General features: G+C 68.2%; 15 protein-coding genes. 4 read left to right on the top strand and 11 right to left on the bottom strand.

Features of this window, described 5'->3' with window-relative positions:
* Positions 1–18 precede the first annotated feature (18 nt).
* From ACFXJ5_RS00535 to ACFXJ5_RS00490, 10 genes are all read right to left on the bottom strand, one after another.
* Positions 19–1,110 carry an ABC transporter ATP-binding protein gene (locus tag ACFXJ5_RS00535; RefSeq protein WP_384624817.1) on the bottom strand — a complete coding sequence of 364 codons (1,092 nt, stop codon included), beginning with the start codon at positions 1,108–1,110 and terminating at the stop codon, positions 19–21.
* Entirely contained in the window at positions 1,103–2,125 is a 1,023-nt protein-coding gene (locus ACFXJ5_RS00530) for an ABC transporter ATP-binding protein (protein WP_384624815.1), read from the bottom strand. The genes ACFXJ5_RS00535 and ACFXJ5_RS00530 overlap by 8 nt, the downstream gene beginning before the upstream one ends.
* A gap of 11 nt (positions 2,126–2,136) precedes the next feature.
* Positions 2,137–3,123 carry an ABC transporter permease gene (locus tag ACFXJ5_RS00525; protein ID WP_384624812.1) on the bottom strand — a complete coding sequence of 329 codons (987 nt, stop codon included), beginning with the start codon at positions 3,121–3,123 and terminating at the stop codon, positions 2,137–2,139.
* A 29-nt stretch (positions 3,124–3,152) separates the two neighbouring features.
* Positions 3,153–4,076 carry an ABC transporter permease gene (locus tag ACFXJ5_RS00520; protein WP_384624809.1) on the bottom strand — a complete coding sequence of 308 codons (924 nt, stop codon included), beginning with the start codon at positions 4,074–4,076 and terminating at the stop codon, positions 3,153–3,155.
* 70 nt (positions 4,077–4,146) lie between these two features.
* Positions 4,147–5,793 carry an ABC transporter substrate-binding protein gene (locus ACFXJ5_RS00515; protein WP_384624806.1) on the bottom strand — a complete coding sequence of 549 codons (1,647 nt, stop codon included), beginning with the start codon at positions 5,791–5,793 and terminating at the stop codon, positions 4,147–4,149.
* A gap of 259 nt (positions 5,794–6,052) precedes the next feature.
* Entirely contained in the window at positions 6,053–7,192 is a 1,140-nt protein-coding gene (locus ACFXJ5_RS00510) for an ABC transporter ATP-binding protein (RefSeq protein ID WP_384624803.1), read from the bottom strand.
* A 25-nt stretch (positions 7,193–7,217) separates the two neighbouring features.
* Positions 7,218–8,282 (bottom strand): ABC transporter ATP-binding protein, encoded by a 1,065-nt coding sequence (locus ACFXJ5_RS00505; RefSeq protein ID WP_384624800.1) that lies wholly within the window; start codon positions 8,280–8,282, stop codon positions 7,218–7,220.
* A gap of 11 nt (positions 8,283–8,293) precedes the next feature.
* Entirely contained in the window at positions 8,294–9,271 is a 978-nt protein-coding gene (locus ACFXJ5_RS00500) for an ABC transporter permease (protein WP_384624797.1), read from the bottom strand.
* Positions 9,272–9,369: 98 nt separating this feature from the next.
* A complete protein-coding gene (locus tag ACFXJ5_RS00495) occupies positions 9,370–11,157 on the bottom strand; it encodes an ABC transporter substrate-binding protein (RefSeq protein WP_384624794.1) in 1,788 nt (595 codons plus the stop codon).
* Positions 11,158–11,283: 126 nt separating this feature from the next.
* Positions 11,284–12,315 (bottom strand): ABC transporter permease, encoded by a 1,032-nt coding sequence (locus ACFXJ5_RS00490; RefSeq protein ID WP_384624791.1) that lies wholly within the window; start codon positions 12,313–12,315, stop codon positions 11,284–11,286.
* Positions 12,316–12,759: 444 nt separating this feature from the next.
* Between ACFXJ5_RS00490 and ACFXJ5_RS00485 the strand changes: the two genes are divergently transcribed.
* The gene (locus tag ACFXJ5_RS00485; RefSeq protein ID WP_384624788.1) at positions 12,760–13,824 is read left to right on the top strand and encodes a hypothetical protein; all 1,065 of its coding nucleotides are present in this window, start codon (positions 12,760–12,762) and stop codon (positions 13,822–13,824) included.
* A 22-nt stretch (positions 13,825–13,846) separates the two neighbouring features.
* Here the strand turns inward: ACFXJ5_RS00485 and ACFXJ5_RS00480 are convergent, their stop codons facing one another.
* Entirely contained in the window at positions 13,847–15,985 is a 2,139-nt protein-coding gene (locus tag ACFXJ5_RS00480; RefSeq protein WP_384624785.1) for a prolyl oligopeptidase family serine peptidase, read from the bottom strand.
* A gap of 221 nt (positions 15,986–16,206) precedes the next feature.
* Between ACFXJ5_RS00480 and ACFXJ5_RS00475 the strand changes: the two genes are divergently transcribed.
* From ACFXJ5_RS00475 to ACFXJ5_RS00465, 3 genes are read left to right on the top strand one after another with little or no spacing between them, the layout of a single operon-like run.
* Positions 16,207–16,401 (top strand): hypothetical protein, encoded by a 195-nt coding sequence (locus tag ACFXJ5_RS00475; protein ID WP_384624782.1) that lies wholly within the window; start codon positions 16,207–16,209, stop codon positions 16,399–16,401.
* 17 nt (positions 16,402–16,418) lie between these two features.
* Positions 16,419–17,282, top strand: coding sequence for an N-acetyl-1-D-myo-inositol-2-amino-2-deoxy-alpha-D-glucopyranoside deacetylase (mshB, locus tag ACFXJ5_RS00470; protein ID WP_384624779.1), 864 nt, complete (start codon positions 16,419–16,421; stop codon positions 17,280–17,282).
* The gene (locus tag ACFXJ5_RS00465) at positions 17,279–17,635 is read left to right on the top strand and encodes a DUF6113 family protein (RefSeq protein ID WP_384624776.1); all 357 of its coding nucleotides are present in this window, start codon (positions 17,279–17,281) and stop codon (positions 17,633–17,635) included. The genes mshB and ACFXJ5_RS00465 overlap by 4 nt, the downstream gene beginning before the upstream one ends.
* The last annotated feature ends 146 nt before the right edge of the window (positions 17,636–17,781 follow it).

Raw genomic sequence — 17,781 nt, 5'->3', positions numbered from 1 at the left:
GCCGGGCCGTCGCGTTTCTTACCGCTCCTCGTCCGCCGGAGGTTCCTGAGGCGGCTCCTGAGGCGGTTCCTGAGGCGGCACCTCCGGCGGGACGACCGTCGGTTTCTCCTCCGCGAAGTGGCACGCGCTGTCGTGCGCGGCGGGTGAGTCGAGGCCGCGGAAGACCGCCGGGACGGCCAGGAGGGGGATTTCGAGGGCGCAGCGTTCCTGGGCCTTCCAGCATCGGGTGCGGAAGCGGCAGCCGGAGGGGGGGTTGGCGGGGGAGGGGACGTCGCCGGTCAGGACGATGCGCTCGCGGTGGTCGCGGGCGTCGGGGTTGGGGACGGGGACGGCGGAGAGGAGCGCCTGGGTGTAGGGGTGGGTGGGGTGCTCGTAGATCTGGGCGTCGTCGCCGATCTCGACGATCTTGCCGAGGTACATCACGCCGACCCGGTCGGAGATGTGCCGGACGATGGACAGGTCGTGGGCGATGAACATGTACGAGAGGCTGAACTCGTCCTGCAGCCGCTCCATCAGGTTGATGACCTGGGCCTGCACCGAGACGTCCAGCGCCGACACCGGCTCGTCGGCGACGATGATCTCCGGCCGCAGCGCCAGCCCGCGCGCGATGCCGATGCGCTGGCGCTGGCCGCCGGAGAACTGGTGCGGATAGCGGTTGATGTACTCGGGGTTGAGACCCACGACGTCCAGCAGGTCCTGGACCTTCTTGCGGCGCTCGCCCTTCGGGGCGACCTCGGGATGGATCTCGTACGGCTCGCCGATGATGTCGCCGACCGTCATCCGGGGGTTCAGGGAGGTGTACGGGTCCTGGAAGACCATCTGGATGTTGCGGCGCACCGCCTTCAGCGCCCGGCCGGACAGTTTGGTGATGTCGTCGCCCTTGAAGATGATCTCGCCGGCGGTGGGCCGCTCCAGGTTCATCAGCAGCTTGGCGACCGTCGACTTGCCGCAGCCCGACTCGCCGACGATGCCGAGCGTCTCGCCCGCGTAGAGGTCGAAGTCGACGCCGTCGACGGCCTGGACGGCTCCGACCTGCTTCTTGAACAGGATGCCCTGGGTCAGCGGGAAGTGCTTGACCAGGCCGCGCACGTGAAGGATCGCTTCAGCCATCGAGGCACTCCTTCCAGAAGTGGCAGGCGCTGGCCCGGGTGGGGCTCACGTCGTACAACGGCGGCTCGTCCGTGCGGCACACCGCCTGCGCCATGGGACAGCGCGGGTTGAAGGCGCAGCCCGGCGGGATGTGCAGGAGGTTGGGCGGCAGGCCCTTGATCGCGTACAGCTCCTGGCCCTTCTGGTCCAGGCGCGGGATGGAGGCGAGCAGGCCCTTGGTGTACGGATGGGCCGGGCGCCGGTAGATCTCGTGCACCGGGGCGGTCTCGACGATGCGGCCGGCGTACATGACGGCGATGTAGTCGGCGACGTCGGCCACCACCCCCAGGTCGTGGGTGATGAGGATTAGGCCCATGCTGTACTCGCGTTGCAGCTCGGCCAGCAGCTCCATGACCTGCGCCTGGACGGTGACGTCGAGCGCCGTCGTCGGCTCGTCGGCGATGATCAGATCGGGCTCCAGTGCCAGCGCCATCGCGATCATGATGCGCTGCCGCATACCGCCGGAGAACTGGTGCGGATACTGCCCGACCCGCTCCCGGGCCGCCGGGATCCGTACCCGGTCCATCAGCTCGATCGCCTTGGCCTTGGAGTCCTTGCGCGACATGCCCTCGTGCACGATGAACATCTCGGCGAGCTGGTCGCCGACGCTCATCACCGGGTTCAGGGCGGACAGCGCGTCCTGGAAGATCATCGCCATCTTCGAGCCGCGCACCTTGCGGCGCTCCTCGGCGTGCATCGTCAGCAGGTCCCGGCCCTGGAAGAGGATCTCGCCCTTCGTCACAAAGCCCGGCGGCGAATCCAGAATGCCCATGATCGCCTGCGCGGTCACCGACTTCCCGGAGCCGGACTCGCCGAGCACGGCGAGGGTCTCGGCGGCCTTCACGGTGTAGCTGACCCCGTTGACCGCGTGCGCGACCCCGTCCCTCGTACGGAACTCGACCTGCAGATCCCGTACGTCCAGCAGGGGTGCCGACGGCTGGGCGGTCCCCTCGGCCGATACCTCAGTGGTCGTCATCAACGCCTCCGTCAGCGCAGCTTGGGGTCGAGGGCGTCGCGCACCGCGTCGCCGAGCATGATGAAGGCGAGCACGGTCACGCTCAGCGCACCGGCCGGCCACAGCAGCATGTGCGGCGCGTTGCGGATCTGGCTGGACGCCTGGGAGATGTCGATGCCCCAGGACACGGTCGGCGGCTTCAGCCCGACCCCGAGGTACGACAGTGTCGCCTCCAGCGAGATGTACGTACCGAGCGCGATCGTCGCGACCACGATCACCGGGGCGACGGCGTTGGGCGCGATATGCCGCAGCAGCAGCCGGGAGTTGCCCGCGCCGAGCGCCCGCGCGGCCTGTACGTAGTCGTTCTGGCGGGCGGTGATGACCGAGCCGCGCGCGATACGGCCGATCTGCGGCCAGCCCAGCAGCACGATGAAGCCGACCACCGGCCACACGGTGGTGTTGGTGATCACGGACAGGAAGACCAGCCCGCCCAGCACGATCGGGATGCCGAAGAAGATGTCGCTGACCCGGGACAGGATCGCGTCCCCCCAGCCGCCGAAGAACCCGGCCAGGCCGCCCAGCACACTGCCCAGGATCGCCGCGCCCAGCGTCGCGCAGACGCCCACGGTGACGGAGGCGCGGGCGCCGTAGACGACCCGGGTGTACACGTCGCAGCCCTGGTTGTCGAAGCCGAAGGGGTGGCCGGGGCTCGAGCCCTTCTGGGAGTTGTCGAGGTTGCAGCTGAGCGGGTTGCCGCTGGCGATCAGGCTCGGCCAGAGCGAGATGACGACCAGGAAGATGATCACCAGCGCCGAGATGATGAAGATCGGGTTGCGCCGCAGATCCCGCCACGCGTCCGACCACAGGCTCCGCGGCTTCTCCGCCGGCCCGCCCGGCGCGGCCCCGTGCCCGGGCGGCTGCTCCAGGGTGCGGGCCTCGTCCTGGGCGAGGTCCATGGACGCACCGGTCCCGCCGGCCGGCTCCATCGCTTCGTCTCGGTGATTCGCGGGCTCAGGCATAAGGAGTCCTCAGGTCGGTCAGGCCCGGCCTACGCATAGCGGATCCTCGGGTCCAGGACCGCGTAGAGCAGGTCGACGAGGAGGTTCGCCACCAGGAAGACGATGACGAGGATGGTCACGAAGCCGACGACCGTCGCCGAGTCGAGGCGCAGGATGCCTTGGTAGAGCTGGTAGCCGACGCCCCGGATGTTGAAGATCCGCTCGGTGACGATGGCGCCGCCCATGAGCGCGCCGATGTCGGTGCCGATGAAGGTGACCACCGGGATGAGGGAGTTGCGCAGCAGGTGACGGGTGATGACCCGGCTGCGCGGCAGGCCCTTGGCGATGGCGGTGCGTACGTAGTCGGCGCGGGCGTTCTCGGCGATGGTGGTGCGGGTGAGCCGGGTGACGTACGCGAGGGAGACGAGCGCGAGGACGAGGCCGGGGATGATCAGCTCGTTGAAGGGTGCTTCGGCGGACACCGAGGGTGAGATGACGCCCCATTTGACGCCGAGCAGGTACTGCAGCACATAGCCGGTGACGAAGGTCGGGATGGAGATCACGATCAGGGTCAGCAGCAGGGCGCCGGTGTCGACGGGCCGGCCGCGCCGCATGCCGGTGATGACGCCGAGGGTGATGCCGATGATGATCTCGAAGAGGATCGCGACGATGGTGAGCCGCAGCGTCACCGGGAAGGCGCTCGCCATCAGCTCGGTGACCTTCTGGCCGTTGTAGGCGGTGCCGAAGTTGCCCTGGAAGATCTGGCCCATGTAGTGCAGGTACTGCTGCCACAGGGGGTGGTCGAGGTAGAGGTCCTTGCGGATCTGCGCGGCGGTGGCGGGGTCGCAGGCGCGGTCGCCGCACTTGGCGGCGACGGGGTCGCCGAGGGCGTACACCATGAAGAAGATCAGCAGAGTGGTGCCGATGAACACCGGGATCATCTGCAGCAGACGGCGGATCACATAGCGTCCCATGGGGCCTTCCCGTTGGCGGGTCGGGTGACGGTCAGGGCGGCGGCCCGGGTCTCCGGGCCGCCGCGACGTCTCAGCTGCCGACCTTGATCTCGTTGTAGACGGGGACGCTGAACGGGTCGAGCGCGACGTTGGAGAGCCGGCTCGACCAGCCGGCACTGCCGTTCTGGTACCAGAGCGGGATGGCCGGGACCTCCTGGGCGAGGATCTTCTCGGCCTGCTGGAACTTCGCCACGGCCTTCGCGGTGTCGCTCTCGGCGTTGGCCTGGTTGACCAGCTTGTCGAAGTCCGCGTTGCTGAAGTGCGAGTCGTTGGACGAGGCGCCGGTGTAGTAGAGCGGCTGCAGGAAGTCCTGGATCAGCGGGTAGTCCATCTGCCAGCCGGCCCGGAAGGGGCCGGTCATCTGCTTGTTGGTGATCTTGTTGCGGAAGTCCGCGAAGGTGCCGGTCGGGCTGCCGACGCAGGCGTTGTCGTTGCCGAGCGCGTTGTTGATGCTGTTGCACACCGCGTCGACCCAGTCCTTGTGGGAGCCGGTGTCGGCGTTGTAGCCGATTTTGAGGGTGCCGCCGGGGATCCCGCCGCCCTCCTTGATCAGCTTCTTGGCCTGCGTCGGGTCGTAGGTGCAGACGCTCCCGCAGACGCCGCTCTGGTAGCCGCCGGCGGCGCCGAGGACCGGCGAGGTCCAGTCGGTGGCGGGTGTACGGGTGTTCTGGAAGATCGTCTTGGTGATCTGCGGGCGGTTGATCGCCATCGAGATGCCCTGGCGCACCTTCGCCGAGTTGGCGCCCTGCCAGTTCTTGTCGTAGAGCGGGAAGGCCAGGGTCTGGATGATGCCGGCCGGGGTGTTGAGGTAGCGGCCGCCCAGGTCGCTCTTGACGTTCTTCAACTGGGTGGCCGGGACGTCGTCGACCAGGTCGAGGTTGCCCGCCTGAAGGTCGGTGTACGCCGTGTTGTTGTCCGTGTAGACCTTGAGGTCGACCCCGCCGTTGACGGCCTTGTCGTCGCCCTTGTAGCCGCTCCACTTGCGCAGCTTGATGCCGGTGCCCTTGGTGTACGAGTCCACCTCGTACGGGCCGTTGCCGACCGGCTTCGTCAGCCAGCCGGCGTGGTCGGTGAAGAACGACTGCGGCAGCGGCATGAAGGCCGAGTAGCCGAGCGTGTCCGGCCAGGTCGAGAACTTCTGGTTGAGCTTGACGGTGAAGCTCAGGTCGCCGGTCTTCTTCAGCCCGCTCAATGTCTTCGCGGAGGGGGAACCGGTCTCGGGGTGGACCTTGTCGAAGCCGTCGATGTAGGAGAAGAAGGAGGCGTTGATCTGCTTGTTCGACGTCACCGCCGCGTAGTTCCAGGCGTCGATGAAGGAGGCGGAGGTGACCTTCTGTCCGTTGCTGAAGGTCCATCCGCTCTTGAGCTTGATCGTGAAGTTCTGCGAGTCCGACGTGTCGATCGAGCTGGCGATCATGTTCTCCGCCGCGCCCGTCTTGGGGTTGTACCTCTTCAGCCCCCGGAAGATCATCGACAGCACCTTGCCGCCCTGCACCTCGTTGGTGTTGGCCGGCTCCAACGGGTTCTGCGGGTCCGCCCACGAGGCACTCAGCACCCCGGAGGCGCTGCTCCCGCCGCCTCCGCCTCCGCCTCCGCCGCCGCAGGCCGCGACCGCGGCCGCCAGCACGACCGTCGTCGCCGCGCAGGCGGCCCACTTGTAGCGCGTGGCTCCGCGCATCGGGTGCCTCCTTGTGGAGTCATGGCTCATGGCTCGTACGTCATGGGTTACAGAAGACACTTTGTTCCCCATAACGCCACAAGTCGGACACCAACGCATGTCGTGTCACCGGTTCGGCGCAGCGCACCCCCAGGTGGGTCAGTCGGCCGGCTCCGTGACCCCCTGCGCGCATCCCTCAAGGCGCTTCCAACGTGCATGGCCCGCATCCGAAGTATCGGATGCGGGCCATGGTGCTGAGCCGGAGTGTGCGGAGTTCCGGTCAGAGGGTCTTGTCGGTGCTCTGGGCCTCTTCGATCGCGGCGAGCGCCGGGTCGAGGATGACGTCGTCCACCCGGGCCTCCATCGTGGGGTCCTGGGGGAAGTGGCAGGCGGTGAGGTGGCCCTCACGGTTGCCCTCGATCTGGATGAGCGGCGGCTCTTCCGTGGCGCACTTGTCCTGGGCCTTCCAGCAGCGCGTACGGAAACGGCAGCCGGAGGGCGGGTTGATGGGGGAGGGAACGTCACCGGCGAGGCGGATCCGCTCCTTCTTGTCGGCGTCGATGTCCGCCTCGGGGACCGCCGAGAGCAGGGCGTGGGTGTACGGGTGGCGGGGGCGGTTGTAGAGCGAGTCGCGGTCGGCCACCTCGACGATCTTGCCCAGGTACATCACGGCGACCCGCTGGGAGAAGTGCCGGACGATCGCCAGGTCGTGCGCGATGAAGACGAACGCGATGCCCAGCTCCTCCTGGACCTTCTGGAGGAGGTTGATCACCTGGGCCTGGATGGAGACGTCCAGGGCCGACACCGGCTCGTCCGCCACGATCAGCTTCGGCTCCAGGGCCAGTGCGCGCGCGACGCCGATGCGCTGCCGCTGACCGCCCGAGAACTCGTGCGGGAAGCGGTTGTAGTGCTCGGGGTTGAGGCCGACGATCTCCAGCAGCTCGCGCACGCGGGCCTCGCGGCCGCCGGGCGGGTTGATGCCGTTGATCTCCATCGGGCCGGAGATGATCGTGCCGACCGTCTGCCGCGGGTTCAGCGAGGCGTACGGGTCCTGGAAGATCATCTGGATCTCGGACCGCACCGGCGCCAGCTGCTTACGGCTGGCGTGGGTGATGTCCTGGCCGCTGTAGGTGATCTGGCCCGCGGTCGGCTCAAGGAGACGCGTAAGCAGTCGGCCGGTCGTGGACTTGCCGCAGCCGGACTCACCGACGAGGCCGAAGCTCTCGCCGGGCATGACGGTCAGGTCCACGCCGTCGACGGCCTGGACGGCGCCGACCTTGCGCTTGATGGGGAAGCCGCCGTAGATCGGGAAGTGCTTGGTCAGGCCGCGCACTTCGAGCAGCGGTTCGACGGGCGCCTGGTCGCGCTGCGGCGGTACCGCGTCGGCGACGGCGGTGCTGGTGGTGTTGTTCTCGCTCATGGTCATAGCCCCAGTTGCTGGTTGGTCAGCCCAGCCGGGGCTGAATCTTCTCGATGAACACCTGCTGCTTCTGGCCCGCCGTGAGGTGGCAGGCCGAGCCTCGACCCTCGGGCAGCGGGGGCAGCTCGTTCGAGCAGCGTCCGGTGCCGTCGACCAGGTCGACAAAAGCGCAGCGCGGGTGGAATGAACAGCCGGACGGCGGGTTGAGCAGGCTCGGCGGGGTGCCCGGGATCGGGTGCAGCGGCTCGTCGACGTCGGACGAAAGCCGGGGCATCGAGCTCAGCAGACCCCAGGTGTAGGGGTGCTGCGGCGCCTTGAGGACCTCGCGTACGGAGCCGCGCTCGACGGCCCGGCCGGCGTACATCACCAGCAGGTCGTCGGCGGTGTTGGCGACCACGCCGAGGTCGTGGGTGATCAGGATGATCGCGGAGCCGAACTCCTGCTGCAGGTCCTTGAGCAGGTCGAGGATCTGCGCCTGGACGGTCACGTCGAGAGCGGTCGTCGGCTCGTCGGCGATCAGCAGCTCGGGGTTGCAGACCAGCGACATGGCGATCATCGCGCGCTGGCGCATACCGCCGGAGAACTGGTGCGGGTAGTCGTTGACGCGCGTCTTGGGCTGCGGGATGCCCACCTTCTCCAGCATCTCGACGGCCCGGTCGTGGGCCTCCTTCCTGCTGGCTCCGGTGTGCTTCCGGAAGGGCTCCGCGATCTGCCGGCCGACGGTGTAGTACGGCGACAGGGCGGTCAGCGCGTCCTGGAAGATCATCGCCATCTTGTTGCCGCGGAGCTTTTCAAGCGTCCTCTCGGAAGCGCCGGTGAGCTCCTGGCCGTCGAAGACGATCTCGCCGGTGATCTTGGTGGCCTTCGGGTTGTGCAGGCCCATCACGGCGAGGTTGGTCACCGACTTGCCGGAGCCGGACTCGCCGACGATGCCAAGGGTCTTGCCGCGCTCGAGGTCGAAGGAGAGCCCGTTCACGGCCTTGACGATGCCGTCCTCGGTGGAGAACTGGACGTTCAGGTCGCGCACCGAGAGGAACGCGTCCGAGCCGGTCGGGGCCGGGGCGTCCTCGGTCTTGGTGAGTGTGGTCACGGGTGGATCTCCTAGGACAGCCGTACGCGGGGGTCGATGAACGCGTAGGCGGCGTCCACAACGATGTTGAAGGCGACGATCATGAAGGCGCTGAAGAGCATCACGCCCATGAGCATCGGAAGGTCTGTGGTCACGACCGACTGCACGGCCAGCATGCCGAGGCCCGCCAGTCCGAAGGTCTTCTCGGTGATCATCGCGCCACCGAGCAGCGCACCCATGTCGATACCCAGGATGGTGATGATCGGGATGAGCGAGCCGCGCCAGGCGTAGCGGAAGAAGACCGTCCGGCTGCTCAGACCCTTGGCGCGTGCGGTGCGGACGTGCTCCTCCTGAAGCTGCTCGATCATGCTGGAGCGCGCCATACGGGAGTAGTTGGCGGTGAAGATGATCGACAGCACGCAGAACGGAATGATCAGGCCGTTGAGCCAGCTCAGCGGGTTGTCGAAGAAGCTCACGTAGTTCGGCTGCGACATGATCGGGTTGTTGTAGACCAGCGCCGCGAGCACCAGCGGGCCGACGAAGTAGATCTGCAGCGAGCTGAGGACGAGGGAGCCGGAGCTGACGACCTTGTCGAGCAGGCTGCCCTTGCGCGCGGCGGCGATCATGCCGGCGCCGACGCCGACGATGAGGAAGACCACGGTGCCGCCGATGGCGAGCGAGATGGTGACCGGGAGGCGGCTGGTCATCGTCTGCCACACCGGGTCGGAGTTGACGAAGGAGTAGCCGAAGCAGGGTGCGGGGCAGTTGCCGGCGTCGAAGTGCCGACCCCTGAAGATCCCCACCATGTAGTCCCAGTACTGCACGGGAATCGGCTTGTCGAGGCCCAGCGTGTGATGGATCGACTTGATCACGTCAGGCGTGCAGTTCTTGCCGCACGACATCAGCGCAGGGTCCTGCGGGATGGTGAAGAACAGGAAGTAGGTCATCGCGCTGATGATGATCAGGATGACCACTGCGCCGAGTGTCCGGCGGAAGAGGAATTGAAACATGGCGAGTCGCAGCTCTCAGAAGGACGGCGGCTTGGGTGGGGAAGCCCCACGGTGGGCCCGAACCGCCGTTCGGGCCCACCAGGAGTGGTGCTAGGTGCTTACTTCTTCACGTACAGCTTCGTCGGGTCGATGTTCGACAGGACGTTGTTGTAGACAGCGCCACCGACCTTGGAGCCGTAGATCTGGAGCTGCTTGTAGTAGATCGTCGGGACCGCGGGGATGATCTTGGTCTCGATGTAGGTGTTGAGCTTGAACCACTCCTTGGCGGCCTTGCTCGGGTCCGTGATCTTCGAGATCCGGTCGATCTCGGAGTTCACGTGGGCGTCGTTCAGGTGCGAGTAGTTCGAGGCACCGTCCTGGATGGTGCGGCCGTCGAACACCGGCGGGATCACGCTGAGCGAGCTCGGCCAGTCGGCACCCCACGCGCTGGCGTAGATGTCGTAGTCGTTGTTGACCTTGCCGACCAGGTCGTAGTACGTCGCGGAGTCGAGCTCCTTGCGCTGGACGTTGAAGCCCGCCTTCTTCAGCACGTTCGCGATGGCCACGGAGTACTCCTGGCCCTGCGGGGTGTTGATGTAGGCGTAGGTGATCTTGGTGTTGAGCTTGCCGATCTTCTTCAGGATCGCCTTGGCCTTGTCGGGCTCACCCATCGGGTGCGCCTTCTTGCCCAGCGGGTCCGTGGCCTGGTAGCCGGAGATGGTCGGGCTGATGAAGTTGCCCGCGATCTCGGCACCGTAGGTCGCGCCCATGGCCGAGTAGATCGGCTTGGTCGGGATCGCGTAGGCCAGCGCCTGACGGACCTGCTTGTCGGTGATCTTCTTCATGTTGAAGTTGATCTGGCCGACGTAGGGCTGGTAGCCGTAGACGGTCCGACTCTTCATGGACGGCGTCGAGACAACGGTCTGGATGTTGGTGGTGTCGACCGCGTTGGTGAACGTGGTGGCGTTCTGGTTGTCACTGTTGTCCGACATCACGCGCTTGGAGTAGTCCTCCTCCTGCACGTTGAACGTGATGTTGTACTTGTCGGCGTACTGGTGACGGGCCGAGTCGGTGCTTGCGTCCCACTCGGTGTTCTTGACCAGGACCATGCCCTTGCCGGAGTCGAAGCTCTGGATCTTGTACGGGCCGGAGGCGACGGGCGCCTTGTCGTACTTCTGCTTCGTGTCCTTCGCGGCCGGCACGGCGGAGTAGCCCGCCATGGCGAGCACGTACGGAAGGTCCGGGTGCGCGGTCTTGAAGTGGAAGATGACGGTCTTCGAGTCCGGGGTCTCGAGGATCGAGTTCGGCAGGTGCTTGCCCTTGTAGGGGCCGTCCGGCAGCAGCTTGCGGTAGTCGGTGCCGTTGACGTCGGCCAGCCACTGCTGCAGGTAGATCGGACCGCTGGTGATGTACGAGGCGAACAGCCGCTCAACGGACTGGCGGATGTCGGCGGAGCTGACCGCCTTGCCGTCCTGCCACTTCACGTTGTCCTTGAGCGTGAACTTCCAGGTCTTGCCGCCGTCGGACTGCTCGCCACTGTTGGTGGCGAGGTCACCCACGACCGAGTACTTGCCCTTGCTGTTCATCCGGTAGGTCGTCAGACCACGGCTGATCAGCTCCTGCAGCATGCCCTGGTCGTTGACGTAGACCTGGGCCGGGTCGAGGTGGGCGAAGGTGTCGCGCTGAAGGATGTTCAGCGTGCCACCGGTGGTCGCGCCCGCGACCGGGTCGGCCGGACCCGTGGAACCGGCGGTGTCAGCGAAGGTGATCTGCGACTGCTGCTGCTGCTGGCTAGCCGAGTCCTGCTTGGAGGTGTTGTCATTGCCGCCTCCGCCGCCGCTGCTGCATGCAGTGAGCACGAGCGCTCCCGCGGCGAGGGCCACTACGGCCGCTCGGGTTCTACGCATGGGCGTGATCATGGTTTTGAATGCACCTACCTGTCCGTCGTTACCTGATTGCTGCTTGGGCTCACTCATATGGAGCCGGGGCGCAGCAACCCCCCTCTTGCGGACTTCACCGCATCACTGCGGGCCTTACCGCGTGGCCTTGGGATCAAAGGCGTCCCGGACCGAGTCCCCGAGCAGGTTGAAGGCGACGATGAAGATCACCATCGAGATACCCGGGAAGAACATGAAGGTGAGGTCGTCCTGGTAGATAGAGCCCGCCTTGGCGAACATCGCGCCCCAGTCCGGGGTCGGCGAGATCAGGCCGACGCCGAGGAACGACAGGCCCGCCTCGGCCGTCACGAAGCTGGGCAGCATCAGCGTCGACTGCACCAGGATCGGGGTGACCAGGTTGGGCAGCAGCTCTTTGGTGATGATCCGCCAGGGGCCGGCGCCGCTGACCCGGGCCGCCTCGATGAACTCGCGCTCGCGGAGGCTGAGCACCGTGCCGCGGAGCAGTCGGGCCAGGCCCATCCAGCCCAGGATCCACTGCACCAGGATGATCGCCACCACGCGGAGGTAGGTGGGCGTCTCGTCCTGGGGGCTGACGAAGATGGCGATGATGATCGGCATGAAGGCGACGAAGAACAGCTGCGACGGGAAGGCCAGCAGCAGGTCGATGAAGCGGCCGATGAAGTAGTCGGTCCTGCCACCGAGGTAGCCGGCCGCCACGCCGAGCAGGATCGCGGTGACCGTGCTGAGCACCGTCACCACCAGGCTGATCATCAGCGACGTCCGGATGCCGTAGATCAGCAGGGTGAAGACGTCACGGCCGAGGCCGGGCTCAAGGCCGAACCAGAACTGCCCGCTGATGCCGCCATTGGGGGCGTTCGGAAAGCCGAAGTCGTTGAGCAGGTCGACCTGGTCCTGCCCGTACAGCGTGTACGGGTCCTTTCCGTACAGCTTGGAGATCAGGGGCGCCGCGGCGGCAATCGCGAAGAAGAAAATCACTACCCATGCCGAGACCACGCCGGTACGGTCGCGCTTGAAGCGGCGCCACATCAGCTTCCCGGGGGAGAGGCCGACGAGCTGCTCAGCCTCCTTGGCATCGACGCCGGGCCTGGCCTCGGGTTCGAGGACAGCCGAGGCGTCAGTGCCCTCAGTCTTGGTTGGACTGGTCATCGTTGTTCTTCCCCCGGGGGACGGAGAGTTCAGCGCAGCACAACATCGGTGGATGCTGTGGGTATTCAGCCGAACTCTCGCCAGGGATTGAACGTGCGTCAAGAGGGGAAACCCTATGGTTCAGTCTTATCGGCGCATCTTGAGCGAAGAGCCCTCCGATTGACGTTCTTCCGTGCTTGACACGGCCGCTCGGCGACAGTCATATTAGGACATTGTTCCCAAAATTTCGTTAACACGTCCGCAACTTGACTGCAGCATCACCGATATACGGACACGGGAGGCTGGCGCTGTACGGCCGTGCGGGTGCCGTAAGCCGGCCGGGGTGACATTGTCGCCCCGGCCGGCTGCCGTTTGGGGCGGCTCCGGTGAACGTGGCGTGTGGATGTCCCGTATCACCTGGAACAGGTGGCTGGACCGTGCTGCCCGAGAGGCCAGGAGGTCGCCATGCGGGAGGGATTCGCGCTTGCGCGCCCGGCGAGGTGGGCGGGGGCGGCGGTATGTGGGGTGCTCATCCTGGTCGAGGCCGGATGGGTGATGCAGGACGTCGGGCTGGTGGGGGCGGACGGGCTGTGGCAGGTCTGGGCGGGGTTGGCGGTGCCGCTGGGGGGTGCGCCGCTGAACACGTCGGTGGTGGATCTGGCGCTGCTCGGGCTGTACGTGGGGGCGATGGGGGCGTCGGCACGGCCGGTGGCGACGGGTGCGTACGTGGCGGTGGGGGCGGTGACGCTGCTGGTGCGGGCGCCGACCGTGCTGATCCTGGGCGGGCAGTGGAACGGGCAGTTCGATATCCAGGGGCAGTTGGTGCTGACGGCGGGGGCCGAGGTGGTGGGGGCGGTGGCGCTGCTGAGCATCGCGGTGAACCGGCGGCGGGTGCTGCCGGGCTGGGACCCGGCGCCGCCGAGGCCGGCGGCGGGGGTGCTGGCGGGGCTGTTACTGCTGATCGTGGCGCTGATGACGGCGGTGTGGCAGCTCGACCGGATCTACGGGACGGGGCTGAGCGACGGGTCGCAGGCGCAGCCGCCGGGGTTCTTCTGGCGGACGGTAACCGGTGGATATCTGGTCAATTCGCTGCTCGGTACGCCGTTCGGGTGGCTGTCGTGGTCGACGGCGGCCCTGAGCGCGGCGGCCGGGGCGGCGGCGCTGAGGCGGACGCTGGTGGCGCGGCCGCTGGGGATCGCGGTGGGGTGGCTCCTGGTGTCGCTGGCGGTGCCGGTGATCGCGACGGCGAAGCCGCCGGCGGTGACGGTGGGCCAGTTCGGGGCGGGCTTCGCCGTGGTGGCGGCCGTGGTGGTGGCGCTGCTGCTCGTGCCGCGGGCGGAGGGGCCGTTCAGCGCCCTGGACGAGTCCGGGTACGGCACGCAGTACGGCAGCACGGCGTACGACGCCGAGGTCACGGCGACGCAGGACACGCAGACCATGCCGGCGTACGGGACCTATGCGAACCCCCCGCCGCCCCCGGGGCCGCCCCCGGGAGTGGCGGGGTATCTGCGGCCGCCGCCGCGCAGGTGAGCCGCGGGCGGCCGCAGAGGGCTTACGCCACGCCCAGGGACCGCTTGAGGAAGGCGACCTGGAGCAGCAGCAGGTTCTCGGCGACCTGCTCCTGCGGGGTCATGTGGGTGACCCCGGACAGCGGGAGCACCTCGTGCGGGCGGCCGGTGGCCAGCAGCGCGGAGGACAGCCGCAGGGTGTGGGCGGCGACCACGTTGTCGTCGGCGAGGCCATGGATGATCATGAGCGGCCGGAGGCGGTCGGCGGCGCCGGACAGACCCTCGTCGGTGACCAGGGAGTTGGCGGCGTAGACCTCGGGGCGCTCGTCGGGGTGGCCGAGGTAGCGCTCGGTGTAGTGGGTGTCGTAGAGCCGCCAGTCGGTGACGGGGGCGCCGGCGACGCCCGCGTGGAAGACGTCGGGGCGGCGCAGCACGGCCAGGGCGGCCAGGTAGCCGCCGTACGACCAGCCGCGGATGCCGACGCGGCCCAGGTCCAGCGGATACGTACGGGCGAGGGCGCGCAGGGCGTCGACCTGGTCGTCCAGGGTCACGCCGGCGAAGTCGTGGGCGACCGCCTTCTCCCAGGCGGGGGAGCGGCCCGGGGTGCCGCGGCCGTCGGCGACGACGACGGCGAAGCCCTGGTCGGCGAGCCACTGGGACTGGAGGTAGGCGCGGCCGGCGCTGACCACCATCTGGCCGTGCGGGCCGCCGTACGGGTCCATGAGGACGGGCAGCGGTCCGTCGCCCTCCCGGTAGCCGGTGGGCAGGACGACGGCGGACGGGATCCGGCGCTCGCCGGCGGTGGCCAGGAGCGGGCGGGCGGTGAGGACCGGGGTCTCGGCGTACGAGGCGATCTCGACCAGCGGCTTGTCGGGGGCGCCCTCGTGCAGGACGCGCACCAGCGGCGCCGGCCGGTCCAGCGACGAGGAGGAGAGCACGGTCACCGCCCCGGAGCGGACGGCGGAGTGGACGCCGGGGGTCTCCGACATCCGGACGGCGCCGGCGTCGCCGGAGAGCGGGACCCGGTACACATGGATCTCGCCGGTCTCGGGGAGCATGGCGGCCGAGCCGGCCGAGGCCGCGACCAGGATGTCGCGATCGGCGATGTCGAGCACCGCGCGGACATGCAACTCCGGTCCGGTGAGCTGGAGTTGGCCGACCGCGACCACCCTTGCTCCGCTTTCGTCCGTGATCCGTACGAGTCGTCCGTCGCTGGTCCAGGCCGGGACACCGGGGAAAAGATCAAGCCAGATTTCGTCCTCGTCGCTGTGCGTGGCACTGGTGTTGCCTGTGCCCGGGTCGACCGTCAGGTAGAGCTGACCGCGCTGGTCGCGGGCCTGTACGAGCAGCAGCGGCGGCCCGGCCGGGGACCAGTGGACCTGGGCGAGGTAGGGGTAGGCCTCGCGGTCCCAGGTGACGGGGGTGGTGGAGCCGTCGAGGCGGATGAGGGTGAGGGTGACCTCGGCGTTCGCCGTTCCGGCGGCCGGGTACGCCACCTCGGCGGGCGGCTGCGAGGGGTTGGCCGGGTCGGCGATCCACCAGCGGTCGACGGGGGAGTCGTCGACCCGGGCGGTCAGCAGCGCGGTGCCGTCCGGGGACCACCAGTAGCCACGGCTGCGGGACATCTCCTCGGCGGCGATGAACTCCGCGAGTCCGTACGTGACGTTCTTGCCCTCCGGTTCGGCGAGCGCCCGGTCCGCCGTGCCATCGGCTTCCACGACGCGCAGGGCGCCCCCGGAGACGTACGCCACCCGCCGGCCGTCCGGCGACGGGCGCGGGTCGACGACCGGACCCGGAACCTCCAGTTCCCGGGCGGTTCCGGCGCGCAGCTCGGCGACGAACAGGCGGCCGGAGAGAGCGAACGCGGCGAGCTCGGCGGCGTCGTCCGTGGCGTAGCCGACGATGCCGGCGGAGCCCTCACGGCTGCGCTCGCGACGGGCGCGCTCCGCGGGCGACAGTTCCTCGTCGGCGCCGGCGAGGAGGGCGGCGGGATCGGCGGCGATCCTCTCCTCGCCCGTCGCGAGGTCCAGGACCCAGAGCAGGTGCGCCCGGTCCGTCCCCGTACGGGAGCGCAGGAAGGCCACCCGCTCCCCGTCCGGCGAGACGGTGAACGACCGGGGTGCGCCCAGGGTGAAGCGCTGGGTCCGGGCGTACTGGCGGGGGAACGACAGCGGTTCGGTCATGCGGCGAGCGTAGGCCCCCGGTGTGCGCCCCCACGGTGCACTCCGGCGGGCGCGTTGTGAGCGCGTGGTGAGCGGCAGCGACGGAATCCGGCCATGCGCCCCCGGATGCTTCCGTGCTCCGACCTATGCGGTACGACACAAAGTTATGATCCGTTGCCGAGAGTGGGTAATAACCGCTTGGCAACTGCTGTCGGACCCTGAGGCCCTGGAGGTGAGCCGCTGTGGCACTTTCGATTTCGGCGGTGGTGCTGCTGCTGATCGTCGTCTTCCTCCTGGTCAAGAAGTCAGGACTCAAGGGGGGACATGCGGTGGTCTGTGCGCTGCTCGGTTTCTACGCGGCGAAATCGTCGATGGCACCGACGATCACCGAGCTCACGAACAACGTGGCGAGCATGATCGGGAACATCAACTTCTGAGCCGTAGGCTCTGTCCTGTGACAGTTACTTCCGGCCGTCGGCTGCTCCTCGTCCACGCGCACCCGGACGACGAGTCGATCAACAACGGCGCGACCATGGCCAAGTACGCGGCCGAGGGCGCCCACGTGACACTCGTGACCTGCACCCTCGGCGAGGAGGGCGAGGTGATCCCGCCCGAGCTGGCGCACCTCGCCCCCGACCGGGACGACACCCTCGGCCCGTACCGCATCGGGGAGCTGGCCGCCGCCATGGCCGAACTGGGGGTCACCGACCACCGGTTCCTCGGCGGCCCCGGGCGCTACCGCGACTCCGGGATGATGGGCGTCCCCCAGAACGAGCGGCCGGACTGCTTCTGGCAGGCCGATCTCGACGAGGCGGCCGGACACCTCCTCGAGGTCATCCGCGAGGTGCGGCCGCAGGTCCTGGTGACCTACGACCCGAACGGGGGCTACGGCCACCCCGACCACATCCAGGCGCACCGGGTCGCGATGCGGGCCGCCGAACTGGCGGCGGACGAGGGCATCGGCATCGCGAAGGTCTACTGGAACTGCATTCCGCGCTCCGAGGTCGAGGCGGGCTTCGAGCGGCTGCGGGCCGCCGGTCAGGAGACCCCCTTCGAGGGCGTCGCGACACCGGACGACCTGCCGGGCGTCGTCGAGGACTCCGAGTACACCGCGGTCGTCGACAAGGAGGGGGCGTATGCCGGGCGCAAGACGGCGGCGATGCGCGCCCACCTGAGCCAGATCGCGGTCGACGGCTTCTTCTTCGCCCTGTCGAACGACCTCGGGCAGCCGCTCTTCGGCGCCGAGTACTACCAGTTGGTGCAGGGCGTCGCCGGAGCCGATCCGGAGGACGACCTTTTCGCGGGGGTGGGCGTATGAGGTACGTCTCCTATCCGGTGCTCGCCGTGCTCGGGGTGGTTGTCGCCGTGGCCGGGGCGCTGGTGCAGGACGCGTGGTTGCCGGGCGGGCTGCTGCTCGCCGTCGCGGGCAGCGGTGCGCTGTTCTGGGGCGGTGCGAAGCTCACCCGGAACCGGGTGGGCGCGATCGTGCCGGCGGCCCTGTGGCTGGCAACGGTGCTGTTCCTGAGCTCGAGCCGGCCCGAAGGCGACTTCCTCTTCGCGAACGGCGTCGCACCGTACCTGTATCTGCTGGGCGGGGCGATGGCGGGAGTGATGTGCGCCACGCTTGCCCAGCCCGGCTTCACGGACGGCAGATCAACTGGTGCACGATAGGCGCCAACGTAGCGCCGTACCGCCGGACGGAAGCCGGTTGTCGCCCGATTCAGTGGTGGACGATGGGTACCCGCTCAGCGGAGCCCAGTATGGTGGTGCGCGCCGCCGGGCCGCCCGCGGATGGCCGTGACGGGTGGCGAAGCGAA

Origin of the sequence: Streptomyces sp. NPDC059373 (assembly GCF_042751495.1) — a bacterium.
Lineage (GTDB): Bacteria > Actinomycetota > Actinomycetes > Streptomycetales > Streptomycetaceae > Actinacidiphila.
The sequence above is the reverse complement of the archived record's forward strand: the minus strand, read 5'-3'. Positions and strand labels throughout refer to the sequence as shown.

Excerpts from the sequence above, each read along its gene's own strand:
- ACFXJ5_RS00495 (WP_384624794.1), bottom strand. The coding sequence starts at position 11,157 with ATGCGTAGAACCCGAGCGGCCGTAGTGGCCCTCGCCGCGGGAGCGCTC.
- ACFXJ5_RS00520 (WP_384624809.1), bottom strand. The coding sequence starts at position 4,076 with ATGGGACGCTATGTGATCCGCCGTCTGCTGCAGATGATCCCGGTGTTC.
- ACFXJ5_RS00530 (WP_384624815.1), bottom strand. The coding sequence starts at position 2,125 with ATGACGACCACTGAGGTATCGGCCGAGGGGACCGCCCAGCCGTCGGCA.
- ACFXJ5_RS00480 (WP_384624785.1), bottom strand. The coding sequence starts at position 15,985 with ATGACCGAACCGCTGTCGTTCCCCCGCCAGTACGCCCGGACCCAGCGC.
- ACFXJ5_RS00525 (WP_384624812.1), bottom strand. The coding sequence starts at position 3,123 with ATGCCTGAGCCCGCGAATCACCGAGACGAAGCGATGGAGCCGGCCGGC.
- ACFXJ5_RS00515 (WP_384624806.1), bottom strand. The coding sequence starts at position 5,793 with ATGCGCGGAGCCACGCGCTACAAGTGGGCCGCCTGCGCGGCGACGACG.
- ACFXJ5_RS00535 (WP_384624817.1), bottom strand. The coding sequence starts at position 1,110 with ATGGCTGAAGCGATCCTTCACGTGCGCGGCCTGGTCAAGCACTTCCCG.
- ACFXJ5_RS00465 (WP_384624776.1), top strand. The coding sequence starts at position 17,279 with ATGAGGTACGTCTCCTATCCGGTGCTCGCCGTGCTCGGGGTGGTTGTC.
- ACFXJ5_RS00500 (WP_384624797.1), bottom strand. The coding sequence starts at position 9,271 with ATGTTTCAATTCCTCTTCCGCCGGACACTCGGCGCAGTGGTCATCCTG.
- ACFXJ5_RS00490 (WP_384624791.1), bottom strand. The coding sequence starts at position 12,315 with ATGACCAGTCCAACCAAGACTGAGGGCACTGACGCCTCGGCTGTCCTC.
- ACFXJ5_RS00510 (WP_384624803.1), bottom strand. The coding sequence starts at position 7,192 with ATGAGCGAGAACAACACCACCAGCACCGCCGTCGCCGACGCGGTACCG.
- ACFXJ5_RS00485 (WP_384624788.1), top strand. The coding sequence starts at position 12,760 with ATGCGGGAGGGATTCGCGCTTGCGCGCCCGGCGAGGTGGGCGGGGGCG.